15 protein-coding genes are annotated in these 17,630 nt (G+C 40.8%); 9 read left to right on the forward strand and 6 right to left on the reverse strand.

The features are described from left to right. Positions 1–18 precede the first annotated feature (18 nt). The 5 genes from hemH to NSS78_RS05125 all read left to right on the forward strand — a co-directional run bounded on the left by hemH (position 19) and on the right by NSS78_RS05125 (position 6,685). On the forward strand, positions 19–957 hold the full coding sequence (gene hemH, locus NSS78_RS05105) for a ferrochelatase (RefSeq protein ID WP_050945387.1): 939 nt from the start codon (positions 19–21) through the stop codon (positions 955–957). Positions 958–979: 22 nt separating this feature from the next. Then, a complete protein-coding gene (gene hemY, locus NSS78_RS05110) occupies positions 980–2,392 on the forward strand; it encodes a protoporphyrinogen oxidase (protein WP_050945386.1) in 1,413 nt (470 codons plus the stop codon). 173 nt (positions 2,393–2,565) lie between these two features. Further along, complete coding sequence (locus tag NSS78_RS05115; RefSeq protein ID WP_212046108.1) at positions 2,566–3,144, forward strand: TetR/AcrR family transcriptional regulator; 579 nt, start codon at positions 2,566–2,568, stop codon at positions 3,142–3,144. Positions 3,145–3,207: 63 nt separating this feature from the next. Next, the gene (locus tag NSS78_RS05120; RefSeq protein ID WP_212046107.1) at positions 3,208–5,517 is read left to right on the forward strand and encodes a YhgE/Pip domain-containing protein; all 2,310 of its coding nucleotides are present in this window, start codon (positions 3,208–3,210) and stop codon (positions 5,515–5,517) included. A 118-nt stretch (positions 5,518–5,635) separates the two neighbouring features. Next, entirely contained in the window at positions 5,636–6,685 is a 1,050-nt protein-coding gene (locus tag NSS78_RS05125) for a M42 family metallopeptidase (protein WP_003212389.1), read from the forward strand. Between the two features lie 33 nt (positions 6,686–6,718). On the opposite strand, the gene NSS78_RS05130 is transcribed toward NSS78_RS05125, so the two are convergent. Then, the gene (locus NSS78_RS05130) at positions 6,719–8,008 is read right to left on the reverse strand and encodes a cation:dicarboxylase symporter family transporter (RefSeq protein ID WP_003211494.1); all 1,290 of its coding nucleotides are present in this window, start codon (positions 8,006–8,008) and stop codon (positions 6,719–6,721) included. Positions 8,009–8,347: 339 nt separating this feature from the next. Continuing rightward, positions 8,348–8,485, reverse strand: coding sequence for a protein YhfH (gene yhfH / locus NSS78_RS05135; RefSeq protein ID WP_008359029.1), 138 nt, complete (start codon positions 8,483–8,485; stop codon positions 8,348–8,350). A 156-nt stretch (positions 8,486–8,641) separates the two neighbouring features. Between yhfH and NSS78_RS05140 the strand changes: the two genes are divergently transcribed. From NSS78_RS05140 to NSS78_RS05150, 3 genes are all read left to right on the forward strand, one after another. Next, positions 8,642–9,385 (forward strand): MBL fold metallo-hydrolase, encoded by a 744-nt coding sequence (locus NSS78_RS05140; RefSeq protein ID WP_212046140.1) that lies wholly within the window; start codon positions 8,642–8,644, stop codon positions 9,383–9,385. Positions 9,386–9,387: 2 nt separating this feature from the next. Continuing rightward, positions 9,388–10,377 carry a lipoate--protein ligase gene (locus NSS78_RS05145; protein WP_050945384.1) on the forward strand — a complete coding sequence of 330 codons (990 nt, stop codon included), beginning with the start codon at positions 9,388–9,390 and terminating at the stop codon, positions 10,375–10,377. Positions 10,378–10,548: 171 nt separating this feature from the next. Further along, complete coding sequence (locus tag NSS78_RS05150; RefSeq protein ID WP_050945383.1) at positions 10,549–12,102, forward strand: fatty acid--CoA ligase family protein; 1,554 nt, start codon at positions 10,549–10,551, stop codon at positions 12,100–12,102. An 87-nt stretch (positions 12,103–12,189) separates the two neighbouring features. Here the strand turns inward: NSS78_RS05150 and NSS78_RS05155 are convergent, their stop codons facing one another. Then, complete coding sequence (locus tag NSS78_RS05155; RefSeq protein WP_003211259.1) at positions 12,190–12,597, reverse strand: hypothetical protein; 408 nt, start codon at positions 12,595–12,597, stop codon at positions 12,190–12,192. Between the two features lie 177 nt (positions 12,598–12,774). On the opposite strand from NSS78_RS05155, the gene NSS78_RS05160 reads away from it, so the two are divergent. Then, positions 12,775–14,058 (forward strand): M48 family metallopeptidase, encoded by a 1,284-nt coding sequence (locus NSS78_RS05160; protein WP_137054825.1) that lies wholly within the window; start codon positions 12,775–12,777, stop codon positions 14,056–14,058. Between the two features lie 41 nt (positions 14,059–14,099). Here the strand turns inward: NSS78_RS05160 and NSS78_RS05165 are convergent, their stop codons facing one another. The 3 genes from NSS78_RS05165 to NSS78_RS05175 form a co-directional block, all read right to left on the reverse strand. Then, entirely contained in the window at positions 14,100–15,245 is a 1,146-nt protein-coding gene (locus NSS78_RS05165; RefSeq protein ID WP_034620013.1) for a S8 family peptidase, read from the reverse strand. 388 nt (positions 15,246–15,633) lie between these two features. Beyond that, entirely contained in the window at positions 15,634–16,218 is a 585-nt protein-coding gene (locus NSS78_RS05170) for a histidine phosphatase family protein (protein WP_212046105.1), read from the reverse strand. Between the two features lie 61 nt (positions 16,219–16,279). Further along, a complete protein-coding gene (locus NSS78_RS05175) occupies positions 16,280–17,575 on the reverse strand; it encodes a globin-coupled sensor protein (RefSeq protein WP_003211980.1) in 1,296 nt (431 codons plus the stop codon). Positions 17,576–17,630 lie beyond the last annotated feature (55 nt).

Here is a 17,630-nt window from a genome sequence, read left to right on the forward strand (position 1 = left end):
TCTGAAGGAGTGTTGGTTGTGGAGAAAAAGAAAATGGGGCTTCTTGTCATGGCATATGGCACCCCATATAAAGAAGAAGACATTGAGCGTTATTATACACATATTCGTAGAGGCAGAAAGCCGGAGCCGGAAATGCTGCAAGATTTAAAGGACCGCTACAAGGCAATCGGCGGTATTTCTCCTTTATCAAAAATTACTGAGCAGCAGGCACATGGTTTGTGTGAGCACTTGAATGACATTCAAGACGACATTGAATTTCATGTGTACATTGGCTTAAAACATATCGAGCCTTTCATAGAGGATGCAGTTGCTGACATGCACAAGGACGGCATGACAGAAGCTGTGAGTATCGTTTTAGCGCCGCATTTCTCTACCTTTAGTGTGAAATCATATAACAAACGTGCACAAGATGAGGCAGACAAGCTTGGCAATCTACAGATTACGTCTGTTGAAAGCTGGTACGATGAGCCGAAGTTTGTGGACTATTGGGTGAAGCAAGTGAAGGATACGTATGCATCAATGAGTCAAGAGGAAAGAGATTCCGCGGTACTTATTGTGTCTGCACACAGCCTTCCTGAAAAAATTATTGCAGCAGGAGATCCATATCCTGATCAGCTCGCACAATCTGCCAAAATGATTGCAGAAGGTGCGGGAATTGAACACTATGAAATTGGCTGGCAAAGTGAAGGCAATACGCCGGATCCATGGCTTGGACCAGACGTACAAGACTTAACGCGGGACTTATTTGAACAAAAAGGCTATCAAACATTCGTGTATGTGCCTGTTGGTTTTGTCGCTGATCATCTTGAAGTGTTATACGACAACGATTATGAATGTAAAGTCGTGACAGATGAAATTGGTGCAGCCTACTATCGTCCAGAAATGCCAAATGCGAAACCAGCATTTATTGATGCTCTGGCAACAGTCGTATTAAAGAAGCTTGACGAAAGCAAGTAATCATATAAAAGAAGGCGATCCTATGCATGACAATCAAAAACACCTTGTCATCATTGGCGGTGGCATCACTGGTTTAGCCGCCGCCTTCTATTTGGAAAAGGAAGTCGAAGAAAAAGGTCTTCCGATTCAAATATCACTTATTGAAGCGAGCCCTAGGCTAGGTGGAAAAATACAAACATTATATAAAGACGGCTACATCATTGAACGTGGACCTGATTCATTTTTAGAAAGAAAGGTCAGTGGGCCGCAGCTTGCGAAAGATGTCGGTCTGTCCGATCAGCTCGTCAATAATGAAACTGGGCAAGCGTATGTACTGGTCAATGAAAAGCTTCACCCGATGCCAAAGGGTGCTGTTATGGGCATTCCAACTCAAATCAGCCCATTTATTACAACTGGTCTTTTTTCAGTTGCGGGAAAAGCAAGAGCGGCGATGGATTTCGTGTTGCCAAAAAGCAAGCAGACCGAAGATCAGTCGCTTGGTGAATTTTTTAGAAGACGTGTGGGTGATGAGGTCGTTGAGAATTTAATTGAACCGCTTCTATCAGGCATTTATGCAGGGGATATTGACCGCCTGAGCTTAATGTCCACCTTCCCGCAATTTTATCAAACAGAACAGCAGCATCGCAGTTTGATTCTTGGGATGAAAAAATCACAGCAGCATGCGAAAGCGCAGCAGGTGACTGCGAAAAAACAAGGACAGTTCCAAACGATCAATCAAGGGTTGCAGTCGCTTGTGGAAGCAGTAGAAAGTAAGCTCAAGCTGACAAAGGTGTATAAAGGGACAAAAGTAAAACAGATTGAAAAAACGGATGGAGGCTATGGCTTGCAATTAGACAGCGGTCAAACGCTTTTTGCCGATTCAGCCATTGTCACGACGCCGCATCAATCGATTTATTCCATGTTTCCTAAAGAAGCAGGGCTAGAGTATTTGCATGACATGACCTCTACTTCTGTTGCAACAGTAGCACTCGGTTTTAAAGAAGAGGATGTTCATAATGAATATGACGGCACTGGTTTTGTTATCTCAAGAAACAGTGATTTCTCTATTACAGCCTGTACGTGGACAAACAAAAAGTGGCCGCATACCGCTCCGAAAGGAAAAACGCTATTGCGTGCGTATGTCGGAAAAGCTGGTGACGAATCGATTGTCGAGCAGTCAGACAGTCAAATCGTCAGCATCGTGCTAGAAGATTTAAAGAAAATCATGGATATTAAAGCAGATCCAGAATTGACGACAGTGACTCGCTGGAAGACAAGTATGCCGCAATATCACGTCGGTCATCAGAAAGCTATTTCGAACATGCGAGAAACGTTTAAGCAATCATATCCTGGTGTTTATATCACAGGTGCTGCATTTGAAGGTGTTGGAATCCCTGATTGTATTGATCAAGGAAAAGCCGCCATCTCAGAGGCTGTATCGTATCTATTTTCATAAAAACAACTCCCTTTTCTGTCATGGAAAGGGAGTTTTTCATGTTCGAATCATTCAAAAAGAGTTGGGAATCATAAATGTGAACAAAGTTGTTGCATCTGGGGAAAAAGATATGGTATATTACTTTCTGTACTTAATGACCAAAACGTTCAAATAGTCATTTCGGGAGTGAGAACATGAGTGTTGATAGGAGACAAATGATTTTAGAGGGTGCGACGAAAGCATTTACTCAATTCGGGTATAAAGCGACCACAATGGACCTTGTGGCAAAGCTTGCCAACGTCGGAAAAGGAACCATTTATACATTTTTCAAAAACAAAGAAGAGTTGTTTGATGAAATTTTCACATCCCTTTTACTAGAGATGAGGAAAATTGCGGATGAGGCAATTGATGAGAAGAATAGTTTCTCTGAAAACCTTCACTTAGCACTCTTTGCAATTTTAGAATTTCGAAAAAACCACCAGCTCACAATTAAGATTTTTCAGGAAAATGCAGAGCTTGGCACGTCAGCGGTCAAGGAAATGATCGAAAAAATGGAGCAGATGATCATTCGCTATATCAAAATGAAAGTGCAAGAAGCGATGGATAAAGGCGACATTAAGCCTTGTGATCCTGAATTGACTGCATTTGTGATGGTGAAACTATATATTGCACTGATTTTTGATTGGGAAAAGCGATACGAGCCTTTAACAAAAGAAGAGGTAGCCGAATCGCTGGAGCTTTATGTCTTAAAAGGACTATCTGCAACAACATAATTTTTTTGAGTTCAAATGACCAAATTTTATATTTAGTCATTCATCTATGGGAGGAAAACAGCAATGAATTTAATTCGGAATCAATGGAAGGACATTGTAACGAGCAAAAAACTACTGATCCCGATTTTAGCTGTCTTATTTATTCCGCTGATTTACAGTGGTGTATTTTTAAAAGCATACTGGGACCCTTATGGTACAGTTGATCAATTGCCTGTAGCGGTTGTCAACTTGGATGAAGGCAGTCATTATGACGGGAAAACCCTTCAAGTCGGCGATGATTTAGTAAAGGAATTAAAGAAAAACGATAATTTCAAATGGAACTTTGTCGATAGTCATGAAAAGGCTATAAAAGGATTAAATAACGAGGACTATTACCTCGTGGTGGAAATACCAAAGAATTTCTCGAAAAATGCAAGTACAGTGCTAGATAAACATCCGAAAAAATCGAATCTGAAATATTATACGAATCCAGGCGCCAACTATGCGGCGTCACAAATTGCGAATAATGCCATTATCAAATTAAAAGATTCGGTTTCAAAAGAAGTCACAAAAAATTACGCCGAGGTCATCTTTGATAACTTCAAAACGATTGCAAAAGGATTAGATCAAGCAAGCGATGGCGCGAAGAAAATTGATGACGGAACAAAAAGCGCAAAAGATGGCAGTACGAAATTAAAAGACAACTTAGCCAAATTGGCTGAAGGTACGTTAACCTATAGCGAAGGTGTTCATCAGTTCGCAGGGAAAATGGGTGAACTGAACACAGGCATACAGTCTCTAGACAGTGGGCTTGGTCAGCTCCTAACAGGCTATCAAACCATTGATCAGAAATTTGGAGAGCTTGGTACAGGAATTGATACATTAACCGAAGGATTAAACACAAGCCGAGAAGGACATCAGCAGCTCGCTTCTAAAATGCCGCAATTCACAGCAGGCATTGAGCAGCTAAACAACAAAGCCCAATCCTTTTCGGAAAAAATTGCAGCAGTAGAAAAAGTCTTGTCGTCACCAGAATTAGCGAATTTAGAGAAGATGGCGCCTAAACTCGATCAGGTGAAAGAAGACGCAAAAACGTTCAGTACAAAACTTGCTTCATTAAAAGAAGCACTATCAAATCGAGATGCTAATGTAAAAAGCATTATCCAAAACAGCTCTATGACAGATGAAGAGAAAAAGGCGGCAATGGATCAGCTGAACAGCCTGCCTAAAATCGAACTGCCTGATCTGTCTGGACTCGAACAAAGCTTAGCGGCCTTGCAGGAACTGCCTGATGCAAGTGAGGTTCAACAAGCAGTTGCATCTGCAAAAGCGCAGCTGCAGCAAGTCAAACAGCTACCAGAGAAAACAGAACAGCTGTACACATCTACAGTTGCGATACAAAATGCGATCGACCAAATGACGTCTGGTACGAATAAATTGTATCAAGGTGCACTGAAGCTTCAAACAGGTCAAGGCCAATTACAAGATGGCCTGCAAACAGCAAATGGAAAGCTTGATACAGCGAAAAGCGGTGCGGATAAGCTTGCGAATGGATCAAGCCAGCTGAGCGCAGCGTTAAATAAGCTGGAAAGTGGTTCAACAAATATCCAAAGTAATACATCTAAGCTTGCCGAAGGCTCAAAATCGCTTGATAAAGGATTGGGAGATTTAAAGAGCGGTACAGGTAAGCTGTCCAATAAATTGAAAAGCGCCGCTGATGAAACAGGAGAAATTGATGCGGGGCAAGACAATTACAATATGATTGCTAGCCCAGTTAAAACAGAAAATGATACAGCGAAGAAGATTGATAATTATGGAACAGGGCTCACGCCTTATATTTTATCCATGGGACTCTTTGTTGGGGCTCTAATGCTCACCGTCGTATTCCCAATGAAAGACCCTGCTGGCCGCCCTAGAAATGCGTTTGAATGGTTTGTCAGCAAATATAGCGTGCTTCTACTTGTCGGTATCCTTCAAGCAGTCATTGCAAGTACGATGCTCATCTTTGGTCTTGGTCTTGAGGTGGAAAGCCTCTGGCGCTTCTATCTCTTTGCGATCGTCGTCAGTCTGACATTCTTAGCGATTATTCAGCTGCTAGCAACAACAATGGGGAACCCAGGACGCTTCATTGCCGTCATTATCTTAGTTCTTCAGCTCGCAGCAAGTGCTGGTACATTCCCGCTTGAGCTTGTGCCGAAGTTCTTCCAAGTCATTCATAGTCTGCTTCCAATGACGTATACAATCAATGGATTTAGAACGATCATTGCAAGCGGTGATGACAGCTATTTATGGCACCAAGCAGCGATTCTCGGTACAGTTGCGATCATCATGATGGCGGCAACAACTGCATACTTTGCTTGGAACGTAAGAAAAATGAAACAAGACGAAGCTTAATCAATGAATCCTTTCTCTTGATAGAGGAAGGATTTTTGATTTGAAATTAGACATCTTGAACCCGAAGCGATATATTTTAATGGAAGGAATTGCTTTCACACAAAGGAGGAAATGCCGAATGACTACTGAAGTAAACGAAACCGTTCAGCTGATTCAAAAGCTCGTATCGATCCCAAGTCCGTCAGGGAATACAGAAAAGGTGATCGGCTTTGTTGAACGCTTTTTACAAGATGTAAATATTGAGACAAAACGAAATCGTAAGGGCGGCTTAATTGCTACTATTAAAGGAACTGATGACAAGGAACACCGCATGCTGACAGCACATGTCGATACGCTCGGTGCAATGGTAAAGGAAATTAAATCAAATGGACGGCTTCGTCTTGCACTCATTGGAGGCTTTCAATATAACTCAATTGAAGGCGAATATTGTGAAATTGAAACAGCAACAGGTCATACATACACAGGTACTATTCTTATGCATCAAACGTCCGTTCATGTCTATGCGGATGCAGGAAAAGCAAAACGAAACCAAGAAAATATGGAGATTCGTCTCGATGAAAAGGTGAAAAATGCAGACGATGTCAAAGCACTTGGGATTCAAGTAGGGGACTTTATCTCATTTGATCCTAGAGTGGAAGTGACGTCATCAGGTTTTATTAAATCAAGACACCTTGATGACAAGGCAAGTGTAGCGCTTTTGCTACGACTCATCCACCGCATTCAAAAGGAAAATATCACACTGCCGCATACGACGCACTTCTTAATTTCTAATAATGAAGAGATTGGCTACGGAGGTAACTCCAATATTCCCGAAGAAACGGTGGAATATCTTGCTGTCGATATGGGAGCGATCGGCGATGGTCAATCAACAGATGAATACAGCGTGTCTATTTGTGTGAAGGACTCAAGCGGTCCTTATCATTATGGATTACGCAAGCATTTAGCTGCATTAGCAGAAGAGAACAACATAGATTACCGTTTAGATATTTACCCTTATTACGGCTCTGATGCATCAGCAGCGATTCGAGCAGGGCATGATATCATTCATGGACTGATTGGTCCAGGGATCGATTCCTCGCATGCTTTTGAACGAACGCATGAAGATTCCCTTGTCCATACAGCGAATCTTCTTTATCACTACGTGCAATCATCCTTAATCACAGTATAAAAAAAGAACCCCATTTATTGGGGTTCTTTTTCATTAGCTTGAAAGCTGTGTCGGTTCAGGTACATCTTGTCCAGTCATCACGCGATGTCCTTTTTCAGGGTCATATTGCCCTTCCCATTTAGACATCACAACAGCTGCAAGTGCATTTCCTGTTAAGTTAACAACTGTTCGCGCCATATCCATGATACGATCCACACCTGCAATAAATGCAAGACCTTCAGCAGGAACACCAATCGTTCCTAATGTGGCGAGTAATACAACAAAGGACGTACCAGGAACGGCAGCCATTCCTTTAGATGTCACCATCAGCACAAGAACAAGTGTGAGCTGCTGGACGATCGTGAGGTCAATGCCATATACCTGTGCAAGGAAAAGCGCAGCAATCGCTTGATACAAGACGGAGCCGTCCAGGTTAAACGTATAACCGATTGGGATAACAAAAGAAACAATTCCCTTCGGACATCCAATGCGCTCCATTTTATCCATGACTCTTGGTAAAACTGTTTCAGAGCTTGATGTACTAAAGGCAAGAAGCATTTCGTCTTTCATGTAAGCAAGAAATCTGAAAATATTGACGCCAATCATCTTTCCAATAATTCCGAATACAACGATAAGGAAGAGAGCGAGCGCAAAATAAACAAGACCTACAAGCTTACCTAATGAAATAAGAGATTCAAGACCAAATTTTGATACAGTCACGCCAATGAGTGCGAAGACACCAAATGGTGCAGCTTTCATCACAACATTGACGACATGGAACATGGCGTGTGATACACCTTCAAAGAAGGCGAGCACTGGTTTGCCGCGTTCACCAATGGCAGAAACGCCAAGAGCAAATAGCACAGTGAAGAAAATAATCGCAAGCAAATCACCTTCCGCCAATGATTGGAAGAAGTTCGTTGGAACGATATGAAGGAACGTATCAGCAACTGATTTGCTGCTTTGCTCTTTTTCCGTTTCAACATACTGGCTAATATCTTGTTTTTCCGTATTTCCAAAGTCAACGCCTGCACCAGGTTGAACAAAGTTAGCAAGCACAAGACCAAGGATAATCGCAAATGTTGTGATAATTTCAAAATAAAGAATGGTTCTAAAACCAAGCTTCCCTACCTTTTTACCATCACCGGCACCTGCAACTCCTAAAATTAAGCTAGATACGACAATTGGTATAACAATCATCTTAATGAGTCTTAAGAAGAAGTCTCCAATTGGTTTTAAATAAGTCTCAACGCCTGGGTTACCGAAAAAGATTGCCCCAACAACGACACCGAGAATAAGACCGATTAGGATTTGTGTCGCTAATCCAAATTTTAATTTTTTCATAGATTTCCTCCCTAACATATTCATTAAAGGAATATTCCCATCATATTAAGTTTTAATATATGAATTAAAGTATAACTAAAATTAAAGAGTTTCGTCCACGATTAAATTATATTAAGAAAATACAAAATTGTTTGAAAAAATGAACATTTAGAACCTCCATTATTGATTCAAGTCAATAAAAAGTGCCTTCGGAACTAAAACTCATCAGATGAAAATACTAAAAAACCCTTTTAGGACAAGGGTTTTACCTTTTTACCTATTTTTCAGAAAAAATAAAAAGCACTTTTGACTCCAACTGACGACGGAGGAAAAAAGTGCTTTTTAATTCAATTTATTACCTTATTTAAGATAACTTACTTGTGAGCATTCCTCACATTCATTACCGTAACACTCGTGTTGTTCCATTAAATCATTTCCACATTTTGTGCATTTTTTTGAAGGCAAATTTCTAAAAAATTCTGTGATTTTTCCTAGCATTTGTCATCCTCCAATACGTTTTGTTGCTATTATTGTATTATAACAGATTGATATTTGTCAATCTGTTTTGTAACAATAGGCAAGAAGAATGCTTTTTTCATGAAAAATGGGTATATTGTAAGAAGGGGATTTTTAGAAAAGGAGGGAAAAATGACGATGAAATTAACTGTCATTGGATGCTACGGAGGATTCCCGGCCGCTGGTGAAGCGACGTCAGGGTATCTTTTTGAATCAGATGGCTTTCGTCTACTTGTAGACTGCGGAAGCGGTGTTCTTTCCAAACTGCAGCAATACATAGATATAGAAGAACTAGATGCTGTTCTCCTTTCTCATTATCACCACGATCATATTGCAGATATCGGACCACTCCAATATGCGAAGCTAGTGGGATATTATTTAGGAAAAAGCAGCGGTCCGCTTCCGATCTATGGACATACAGGTAATCAAGAAGCATTTGGGCGGCTTGCGGATGATGTACATACTAAGGCAAAGGCTTATCAGCCAGAAGAGGGTATTCAAATTGGTCCATTTCAAATTGATTTTTTGAAAACGGTTCATCCGGCAGAATGCTATGCGATGAGAATTCAGGCGGGGGATGCTGTGGTGGTGTATACAGCAGACTCAAGTGATCAGGAGGCATTTATCCCATTTAGCAAGGATGCAGATCTACTGATTGCTGAAAGCAATTTTTACGCTGGACAGGATGGATCGAGTGCAGGACATATGAATAGTACAGAGGTGGGCAAGCTTGCAAAGGAAGCAAATGTTGGGGAACTGATCATCACCCACCTGCCCCATTTTGGTCGTCATAAAGACCTAGTCAATGAAGCACAGGCGTTATATACTGGCAATATACAGCTTGCCCATTCAGGGCTTAGATGGAACAAGGAAGGAAGATAGAGATGCTGTTTATCGATAACGAACAACATTATGATCCAATGATTAATTTGGCAATTGAAGAATATTGCTTAAAATATTTAGACCCAGAAGAAACGTACTTGCTGTTCTATATTAACCAGCCGTCGATTATTATAGGAAAGAACCAAAATACTATAGAAGAAATCAACACGAAGTATGTGGAAGACAACGGCATCAAAGTTGTCCGCCGCCTGTCCGGTGGTGGCGCAGTTTACCATGACAAAGGAAACTTAAACTTCAGCTTTATCACAAAAGACGATGGGGACAGCTTCCATAATTTTAAAAAATTTACGGAGCCAGTCATCCAAGCGCTTGAAAAGCTAGGCGTCAAAGCTGAATTAAGTGGCAGAAATGACATCATGGCAGAAGGTCGAAAAATTTCTGGAAATGCCCAGTTCGCAACACGAGGACGTATTTTCAGCCATGGCACGCTGCTATTTGATTCAGAAATTGAACATGTTGTTTCGGCTTTAAATGTGAAAAAAGAAAAGATTGAATCAAAAGGCATTAAATCCATTAGGAGCAGGGTTGCCAATATTAGTGAATTAATGGATCAAAAGATGACAACAGAAGAATTTAGAAAAATTCTGTTAAGCTACATTTTCGATACGAATGGGGATGTTCCTCAATATCAGTTGACTGAGAAGGATTGGGAAAAGATTCACGAGATTTCTCGGGAACGATATCAAAAATGGGAATGGAACTACGGCCGTTCACCGAAATTTAATTTACAGCATTCTAAAAGATTCTCAGCAGGCTCCATTGATCTTCGATTAGAAGTGAAAAAAGGGATGATCCAGGACTGCAAGATCTTTGGTGATTTCTTCGGTGTAGGGGATATTGCTGATATTGAAAAAAGACTCATTGGGCAACAATATGATCGCAAAACGATCAGCGACGTATTAGAAGATATGGACATGCGCCACTACTTCGGCAATGTATCAAAAGAGGATTTTCTTGATTTGATTTATTAAGAGGAACAAGCACGGCTAGAGATAGCGGTGCTTTTTTGATTGAAAGAATTGAAAGCGATTTACATTTGATCTTGTGGATTTTTTCGATTGTCTATTATAATAGAAAGGAGGAATGTTTGGCCATAAAATGAATGGTTATTCATTCATTGATGACATGTAAGGGGTGGGAGAATGGATTTGATCAAAAATCTAGAGCAGACGGCGATGACGAAGGGAGAAGATATCGCACTGATCTTTGAAGGAAATCAGTGGACCTATCGAGAGCTCATGACAAGTATCGAGCGCTTTGCAGATGGATTAGTGGGCGAAGGATTTCAAGCCGGGGATCATATCGCGCTTATTTTAGGAAATTCACCGCATTTTGTCATTTCTTTTTTTGGTGCTTTAAAAGCCGGGCTTGTCGTAGTACCAATCAATCCAACATACACGCCTAGTGAAATTGGCTATATGCTGATTACAGGTGATGTAAAAGGCATTGTTGCCCCTGAACAACTGCTGCCAGTGTACGAGCAAGTGTATGAACAGCTTCCGTCTATTGAACGGGTGATTATTTGTGCAGAAAATGAATCTGCGTGCAGATCAAGTTTTAAGGAAGTATCAGATCAACTTGTCTTCTTTGGAAAGCTTGTGTCTGGTCATGCGAAAGAGAACGTGCATCCATCTATTCATCAGGACGATACGGCAGTTATTTTATTTACATCTGGCACGACAGGAAAACCAAAGGGTGCGATGCTGACTCATTTCAACCTGTATTCAAATGCCAGAGACGTTGCTGAGTACCTATCCATTGATGAAAAGGACAAGGTGATCGCCGCATTGCCGATGTTCCACGTATTTTGTTTAACGGTTTGTATGAATGCACCATTGATTCATGGCGCGACCATCTATGTCCTGCCGCATTTCAGCCCATCAGAGCTTTTGCGTATGATGGAAAAAGAGAAGCCAACGTTATTTGTTGGTGTTCCAACTATGTATAACTATTTGTACCGCCAGGAAGGGCATGAGAAAGCAATGTCCTCTGTGAGGATTTGTATATCAGGCGGTGCCTCAATGCCTGTTGCTTTACTTCACGGTTTTGAGAAAAAATTTGGTGTCACGGTGCTGGAGGGTTACGGATTATCAGAGGCTTCCCCAGTAACTGCATTCAATCCTCTTGATGGAAAAAGAAAACCCGGTTCAGTCGGGACCGACATTATGAATGTGAAGAATAAGATTGTGAATGAACTGGGAGAAGAAGTCGGTCCAAATGAAGTCGGAGAGCTCATAGCAAAAGGACCCAACATTATGAAAGGCTATTATCAAATGCCAGAAGATACTGAAGCTGCACTAAGAGACGGATGGCTGTACACCGGTGATTTAGCAAGAAGAGATGAAGAAGGATACATTTATATTGTCGATCGGAAAAAGGATATGATTCTTGTTGGCGGTTATAATGTGTATCCAAGAGAAGTAGAAGAAGTGCTTTATCAACATGAAGCTGTAGCAGAAGCCGTTGTCATCGGTGTGCCAGATCCGAACACCGGAGAGGCTGTCGTCTGTTACATTTCCCCCAAGAAACATGCTCACATCGATCAAGAAGACATCATCACACATTGTTCACGCTTTTTAGCGAAATATAAGCAGCCCCAAACGATCCATTTCATAGATGATATTCCAAAGAACACAACAGGTAAAATTTTAAGAAGAGCACTAAAGGAAAAGTATCAAGCAGAGGAAAGTAAATAAGAAAAGGGGGGTCTCTTATGAAGAGACTCCCTTAGTGTGCTAAGGTTCTATCACGCTGATAAGAAGACAAAGGGATAAAATAATATTTCAGCCCTTTAGAATGGCTTCTTTTAACTGTTTCTGAAAAGAATTAGACTGTTTTTGATTCAGCTCATAATAAGTCCCATCTACTAAAAAAACGACCTGCGAACGGTTTGTCCAAAGCTGAAAGGTGGTGCCGTTTGTTCGGCCGTACATCACCTTGGCGATATAATCTGGTTTCTTTAAATTTTTCTTGAGATGATTGCTTGTTTGTTTGCCTTTGTTTAATTCTTCTATTAAGTCTTCTGCTGTGTCCTTATCATCTATTTCATAAGAAGTGGACTCGTTTTCAGATGAAAGGAGCAATTTTTCAGCTCGATTCTCATCAAAGATTTCGCTCGTCCGGCTGAATACATAAAAGAAGGTAATAAGTAAAAGTCCAAAGATCACAACTCCTGCAAGGATTTTCTTCATTTCGATCCTCCAACACTCTATTTTATATGTAGCATCTCCGATTTTCGAGTAGCATAATCATTTTTTTCGTGAAAGCTTTTTCAGATAGGGCATGCTATGATGGAGCCACATGAGACAGGTTCTAAACAAAATAATGGATGATTAGAATAGAGAGAGGGATGGAAAGGAGGCTGACCTGTGCGAGTACGTAAATGGGTAGCTCTTGCAACGGTAGCATACATATTGTACGGTCTTTTTATTTATTCTTATTTGTTTCTATTTGGGGATGCAGCGGTTCCTGACAGTGTAAAAGGAACAAGTGCAGATCCGCATACCTTTATGACAAGCCATGAGCTTGTCATCAGCGAGAATTTCTCGAGATTACGTAACTTGCTATTTTTCATGACAATTCCATTAGATTGGTATGTCTTTTTTCTTCTGCTCATTTCAGGGTTTTCACGAAAATTAGCAGACTGGAGCCTGGCAGCAGCTCGATTCACATTTTTAAGTAAACTTGTATATGTGTTTGTGCTGTCGCTTTTGACAATGCTGATTTCACTTCCCATTAAGTGGATTGGTTATCAGCTGTCTTTGCACTACGGAGTATCTGCTCAAAGTACGGCAAGCTGGTTGAAAGATCAAATACTGGATTTCTGGATTCAATATCCGCTTCTTGCCCTATGTGCTATTGTATTCTTTTGGCTTATTCAAAAAAGAAGAAAGCGCTGGTGGCTGTATGCCTGGTGTTTGACAGTTCCATTCACGCTATTTCTCTTCTTTATACAGCCGGTCGTCATTGATCCGTTATATAACAATTTTTATCCACTAAAGGATCAAACTCTTGAGAACAAGATCTTAACACTTGCAGACAAAGCTCATATCCCGGCAGGTCATGTATATGAGGTCAATATGTCTGAGAAAACGAACACGATGAATGCTTATGTCACAGGGATTGGTGAAAATAAGCGTATTGTGTTATGGGATACGACACTGCAAAAGCTGAAAGATCGCGAAATTTTATTTATCATGGCACATGAAATGGGACATTACGTCATGAAGCATGTCTATATAGGATTAGCAGGATATCTAGTACTGTCACTTGCGGGATTTTTTGCGATCGACCGTCTCTATTTTTATTTCTATCGTAAAGGAGCAGTTCTATTTCGGCTGAGGGAGCCGCGCGACATCGCTGCTCTTCCGCTTCTTCTCATGATTGTATCGATGCTGTCATTTGCAGCATCACCTTTTACAAATGCAGTTTCAAGACATCAAGAACGTGCAGCTGATGAGTATGCGCTAAACCTGACAAAAGACGGAGAGGCAGGGGTGACGTCTTTTCAAAAGCTTGCAAAATCAGGGCTGTCTCAGGTGAATCCACCACTTTTAGTGAAGGTCTTCCGCTACGGGCACCCAACTATGATGGAGAGAATCATGGAAATGGAAAAAGCAGCGGAAAAAGAGGAAACGTCGAGGAAGCAATAAATAAAAAAATCCGGCTGTATTAGCCGGATTTTATTTATTGTTTAGTTAGAAGCCGCTTGAACGTTGATTAACCCTTTTCCGTAATAGAAGGAGTTACCAAGCGGTGTTGCTGTGTTTTCTAAGCGCTGGCGAACCTGAGAAGTTGATAGATTCGGGTACTTAGAAAGGATAAGCGCTGCTGCTCCTGCTACATGAGGAGACGCCATAGACGTTCCAGTATAAGATGTGTATCCACTGCTTGGTACTGTACTTAAAATAGAAGTACCAGGTGCAGAAACATCTAATTCAGGACCTGCGCTAGAAGACGAATTTCTGACATTGTTGCTGTTTACATTGGCAACGGCAATGGTAGAATCATATTTTGCTGGATAGCCAACTGTACTAGTAGAACCAGTGGAACCTGAGTTACCTGCAGCCGCCACAACAACGACTCCGCGGTTATTCGCTGTATCAACGGCATTTTTAAGTGCTGTTGAACCATTCGGTCCGCCTAAGCTCATGTTGATGACATCCATATTATTGGCTACTGCCCATTCAATACCGCTAATGATCCAGCTATATTGTCCGTCGCCATAGCGGTCTAATACTTTAACAGCATATAGGGAAGCACTTGGAGCGACCCCAAGAACACCAATTGTGTTATCAAGGGCAGCAATGGTTCCGGCTACGTGAGTTCCATGTGATTGAAAGTCTTGGGTGGCATTTGGCTCTGAAGGGACGAAGCTGGCACCGCCTGCAACATTTAAGTCAGGGTGGGCAGCGTGGATGCCCGTATCAAGGACAGCTACTTTGACATTAGCCCCTTTATAACCTTGAGCGTGTACAGCTGGAGCTTTGATTTGAGGGATTCCATAAGGGACGGTTTGTGCATATGCTTCTGCTTTGTGGTCTTCTTCTACGTAAGCAATGCTAGGGTCATGTTCAAGTTTTTTTGCGGCTTGTTCGGACATCTTTACTTGTGCGGCATTAATGAGACGATATTGCTTTTCTAGTTTTCCACCATTTTGAGTGACGGCTTGTTTCTTAGAGCTGTTTGTAGTGGCAGAGGCTTTAAAGCCAACAATATAGCTCTTTTCACTATCTGACTTTGAGACCGTCTCGGCATTTGCCATGGAGCCTCCAAACCCTGCTGAAAACAGAAGAGGGACAGCCAATAAAACACTTGTCATCACATTTTTCTTTTTCACGCACAATCCACATCCCTTTTTTCTTATTTCAGAATAATCATCCGTAGTCTATAAGAATGATCCGTTTGACTATTCTGTATATTCAGTTTAAGGGAAGTAGGCAAATAAGAGTAGACCCGAATTTTTGTGAAAGTCCTAGCGAAAATTGGGGAATTAAGTCACTTGGAAATGATGGTAAAATATGTTTATTCTACTATTTCAGCGGCTATCTATTAAAAAGGAAATGTGCTTTTTTTCTTATGATCCATTTTCGGAGAAATATTCGATACCCGAAAAGCCTTAAAATAGGTAGAAATGTCTAGCATCTATTTCGAATTTCGATATAAAAAAATACTATTTTATCATTGTTTTTGTCATTTAAAAAGAACCTGTTTACATAACAGGTTCTTTAAATAGGAGAGGATTGAGTTAAATGGCTGACCACGTTGTAATCAAGCACCTTCCATTTACCATCTTTCCATTCCACATAATTTAAGCAAGCATTGACGAGCCTCGTGTTCTCAAGACCAAGATGTTCATCCGCTAAGGTGGTGAGTAAAGCATGGATGGCAGCGCCGTGTGCCACGATCAGGACTTGTTGATTCGGATAGGCTGCTCTAACTTTCTCAATGCCTTCTACCATTCGATCCTGAATCGCTTCAAGCGGCTCCATATTTGGATACTGTTTATCTGGAAAAAGCTTTTGGCGCTCCTCAAATGACATGCCTTCAGCATCGCCATAATCACGCTCAATGAAATCATCCATGACGACAAGAGGCGCATCTATATGTTTTAAAATCAAGTGTGCTGTTTCTTTTGCCCTTGTGAGTGGACTGGAAATGACAACATCCCAATGGGCATCCTTCAAATAAAGACCCGTTTGTTCAGCCTGCCATTTACCAGTATCATTTAAAGGGATATCTGTTCGTCCTTGAATTCGTTTCGCTGCATTCCAATCTGTTTCCCCGTGCCTGACTAGGCAAATTGTTGTCAATCAAATCCCGCCTTTTCTATCTTTTCTTCTATTATACTAAAGCAGAAGAAAAAAGACTGGATTAGCGATTTGTGAGACTTGTTAAGGATTCGACTGAGCTGGCAACTTGAGAAACCGTTTGTTTGACTTCCTTCAATTCGTTCAGGAAGGTTTGAAGGTCTATTTCAATTTTTCCATTTTGATTTTTGCTTAAGTTCATGCTGCTGACGATATCATCGAAGAGCGAATTGATTTGAGTCATTTTTTCTTTACTATCTGTCACGAGTAAATTCACGTCCCCAATGTGCTGAGACACAATGGAGATTTGTGAATTGGTATTGTTGACGAGTTCAGATACGGTTGAAACCGTTTTCTTTGTGTCCTCTGATAATTTACGAACCTCGTTTGCGACGACAGCAAAGCCTTTTCCGTGTTCGCCTGCTCGTGCAGATTCGATGGAAGCATTTAAAGATAACAAGTTCGTCTGCTCTGCAATGCCTGTGACAATCCCAAAGATTTGTTCAATCTGTTTGGCGATTTCTTCTAAACGCTTAATTTCTGTTTCAATCTTTGTCATGCTGCCATCAATTTGGTTCATTTGTGTTTGTTGAATCTCTAATTCTTTTTTACCGCCAATCGATTTTTCCTCGACCTGTGCTGAAATTTGCGTGCCAGCTTGCGACATGTCTGCCATCTCATCAGATTTTGATACAAGCTTGTCCACTGCATTTGTTGTGTTTGAGAAGAGAGAAGCAAGTGAATTTGATGTTTCTGTGATTTTTGTATGGAGCTCCTGCTGCTGCTGTTCTGCTTCATCACGAATTTTAGAATATTCATTTTGGAATGTATCAAGGACAAGCTGCTGCTCTAAATTTAAGATTTTTGTCGTCGCTTTGACTGCTGTCTGATATTCTTTGAAATCTTGGATATGCTGAGCAAATAAATCCATAATTGATAGCAGAAGGTCCTGGAATGCAGCCATATACCACTTAGGCTGGAGGCCAATCCGTAAATGAACTTGCGCAATTTTAATTCGTTTTGCCACATAGGCTTCATCAACCACACCTGCAAACATTTCACTAATATGAATGCGGAGTGTTTTTTTCAAACGGTCGACAGAACTATTATCTTGAATGATATGCATCAAGGAAGATTCGACTTCTAAATTTTTATAAAATTTATCAACGATACGTGCAATATCCTCCTGAACAATTGGATTGAGCTGTTTTAAAATAAATAGGTCATGCTGCGTCAGATCTATCATTTTAATTTGTTTCGCGATATCCGTATTGTCAGAAAAGTTGATACGTTTTATCCCATCATCCTGCTGTGTGAAAAAAGCAGTGTTTTTTCTTTTCGTCTCTTTTTTAAATAACAATGTTTTTGTCCCCCTATAATCATCACAAATTATCAGACTTTATATTATCTATCGG

Origin of the sequence: Bacillus sp. FSL W8-0920 (assembly GCF_038593215.1) — a bacterium.
In the GTDB taxonomy this organism is placed as follows: domain Bacteria; phylum Bacillota; class Bacilli; order Bacillales; family Bacillaceae; genus Bacillus; species Bacillus pumilus.

Coding starts and splice junctions, on each gene's coding strand:
- hemY (WP_050945386.1), top strand. CDS start 980: ATGCATGACAATCAAAAACACCTTGTCATCATTGGCGGTGGCATCACT.
- NSS78_RS05115 (WP_212046108.1), top strand. CDS start 2,566: ATGAGTGTTGATAGGAGACAAATGATTTTAGAGGGTGCGACGAAAGCA.
- NSS78_RS05120 (WP_212046107.1), top strand. CDS start 3,208: ATGAATTTAATTCGGAATCAATGGAAGGACATTGTAACGAGCAAAAAA.
- NSS78_RS05125 (WP_003212389.1), top strand. CDS start 5,636: ATGACTACTGAAGTAAACGAAACCGTTCAGCTGATTCAAAAGCTCGTA.
- NSS78_RS05130 (WP_003211494.1), bottom strand. CDS start 8,008: ATGAAAAAATTAAAATTTGGATTAGCGACACAAATCCTAATCGGTCTT.
- yhfH (WP_008359029.1), bottom strand. CDS start 8,485: ATGCTAGGAAAAATCACAGAATTTTTTAGAAATTTGCCTTCAAAAAAA.
- NSS78_RS05140 (WP_212046140.1), top strand. CDS start 8,642: ATGAAATTAACTGTCATTGGATGCTACGGAGGATTCCCGGCCGCTGGT.
- NSS78_RS05145 (WP_050945384.1), top strand. CDS start 9,388: ATGCTGTTTATCGATAACGAACAACATTATGATCCAATGATTAATTTG.
- NSS78_RS05150 (WP_050945383.1), top strand. CDS start 10,549: ATGGATTTGATCAAAAATCTAGAGCAGACGGCGATGACGAAGGGAGAA.
- NSS78_RS05155 (WP_003211259.1), bottom strand. CDS start 12,597: ATGAAGAAAATCCTTGCAGGAGTTGTGATCTTTGGACTTTTACTTATT.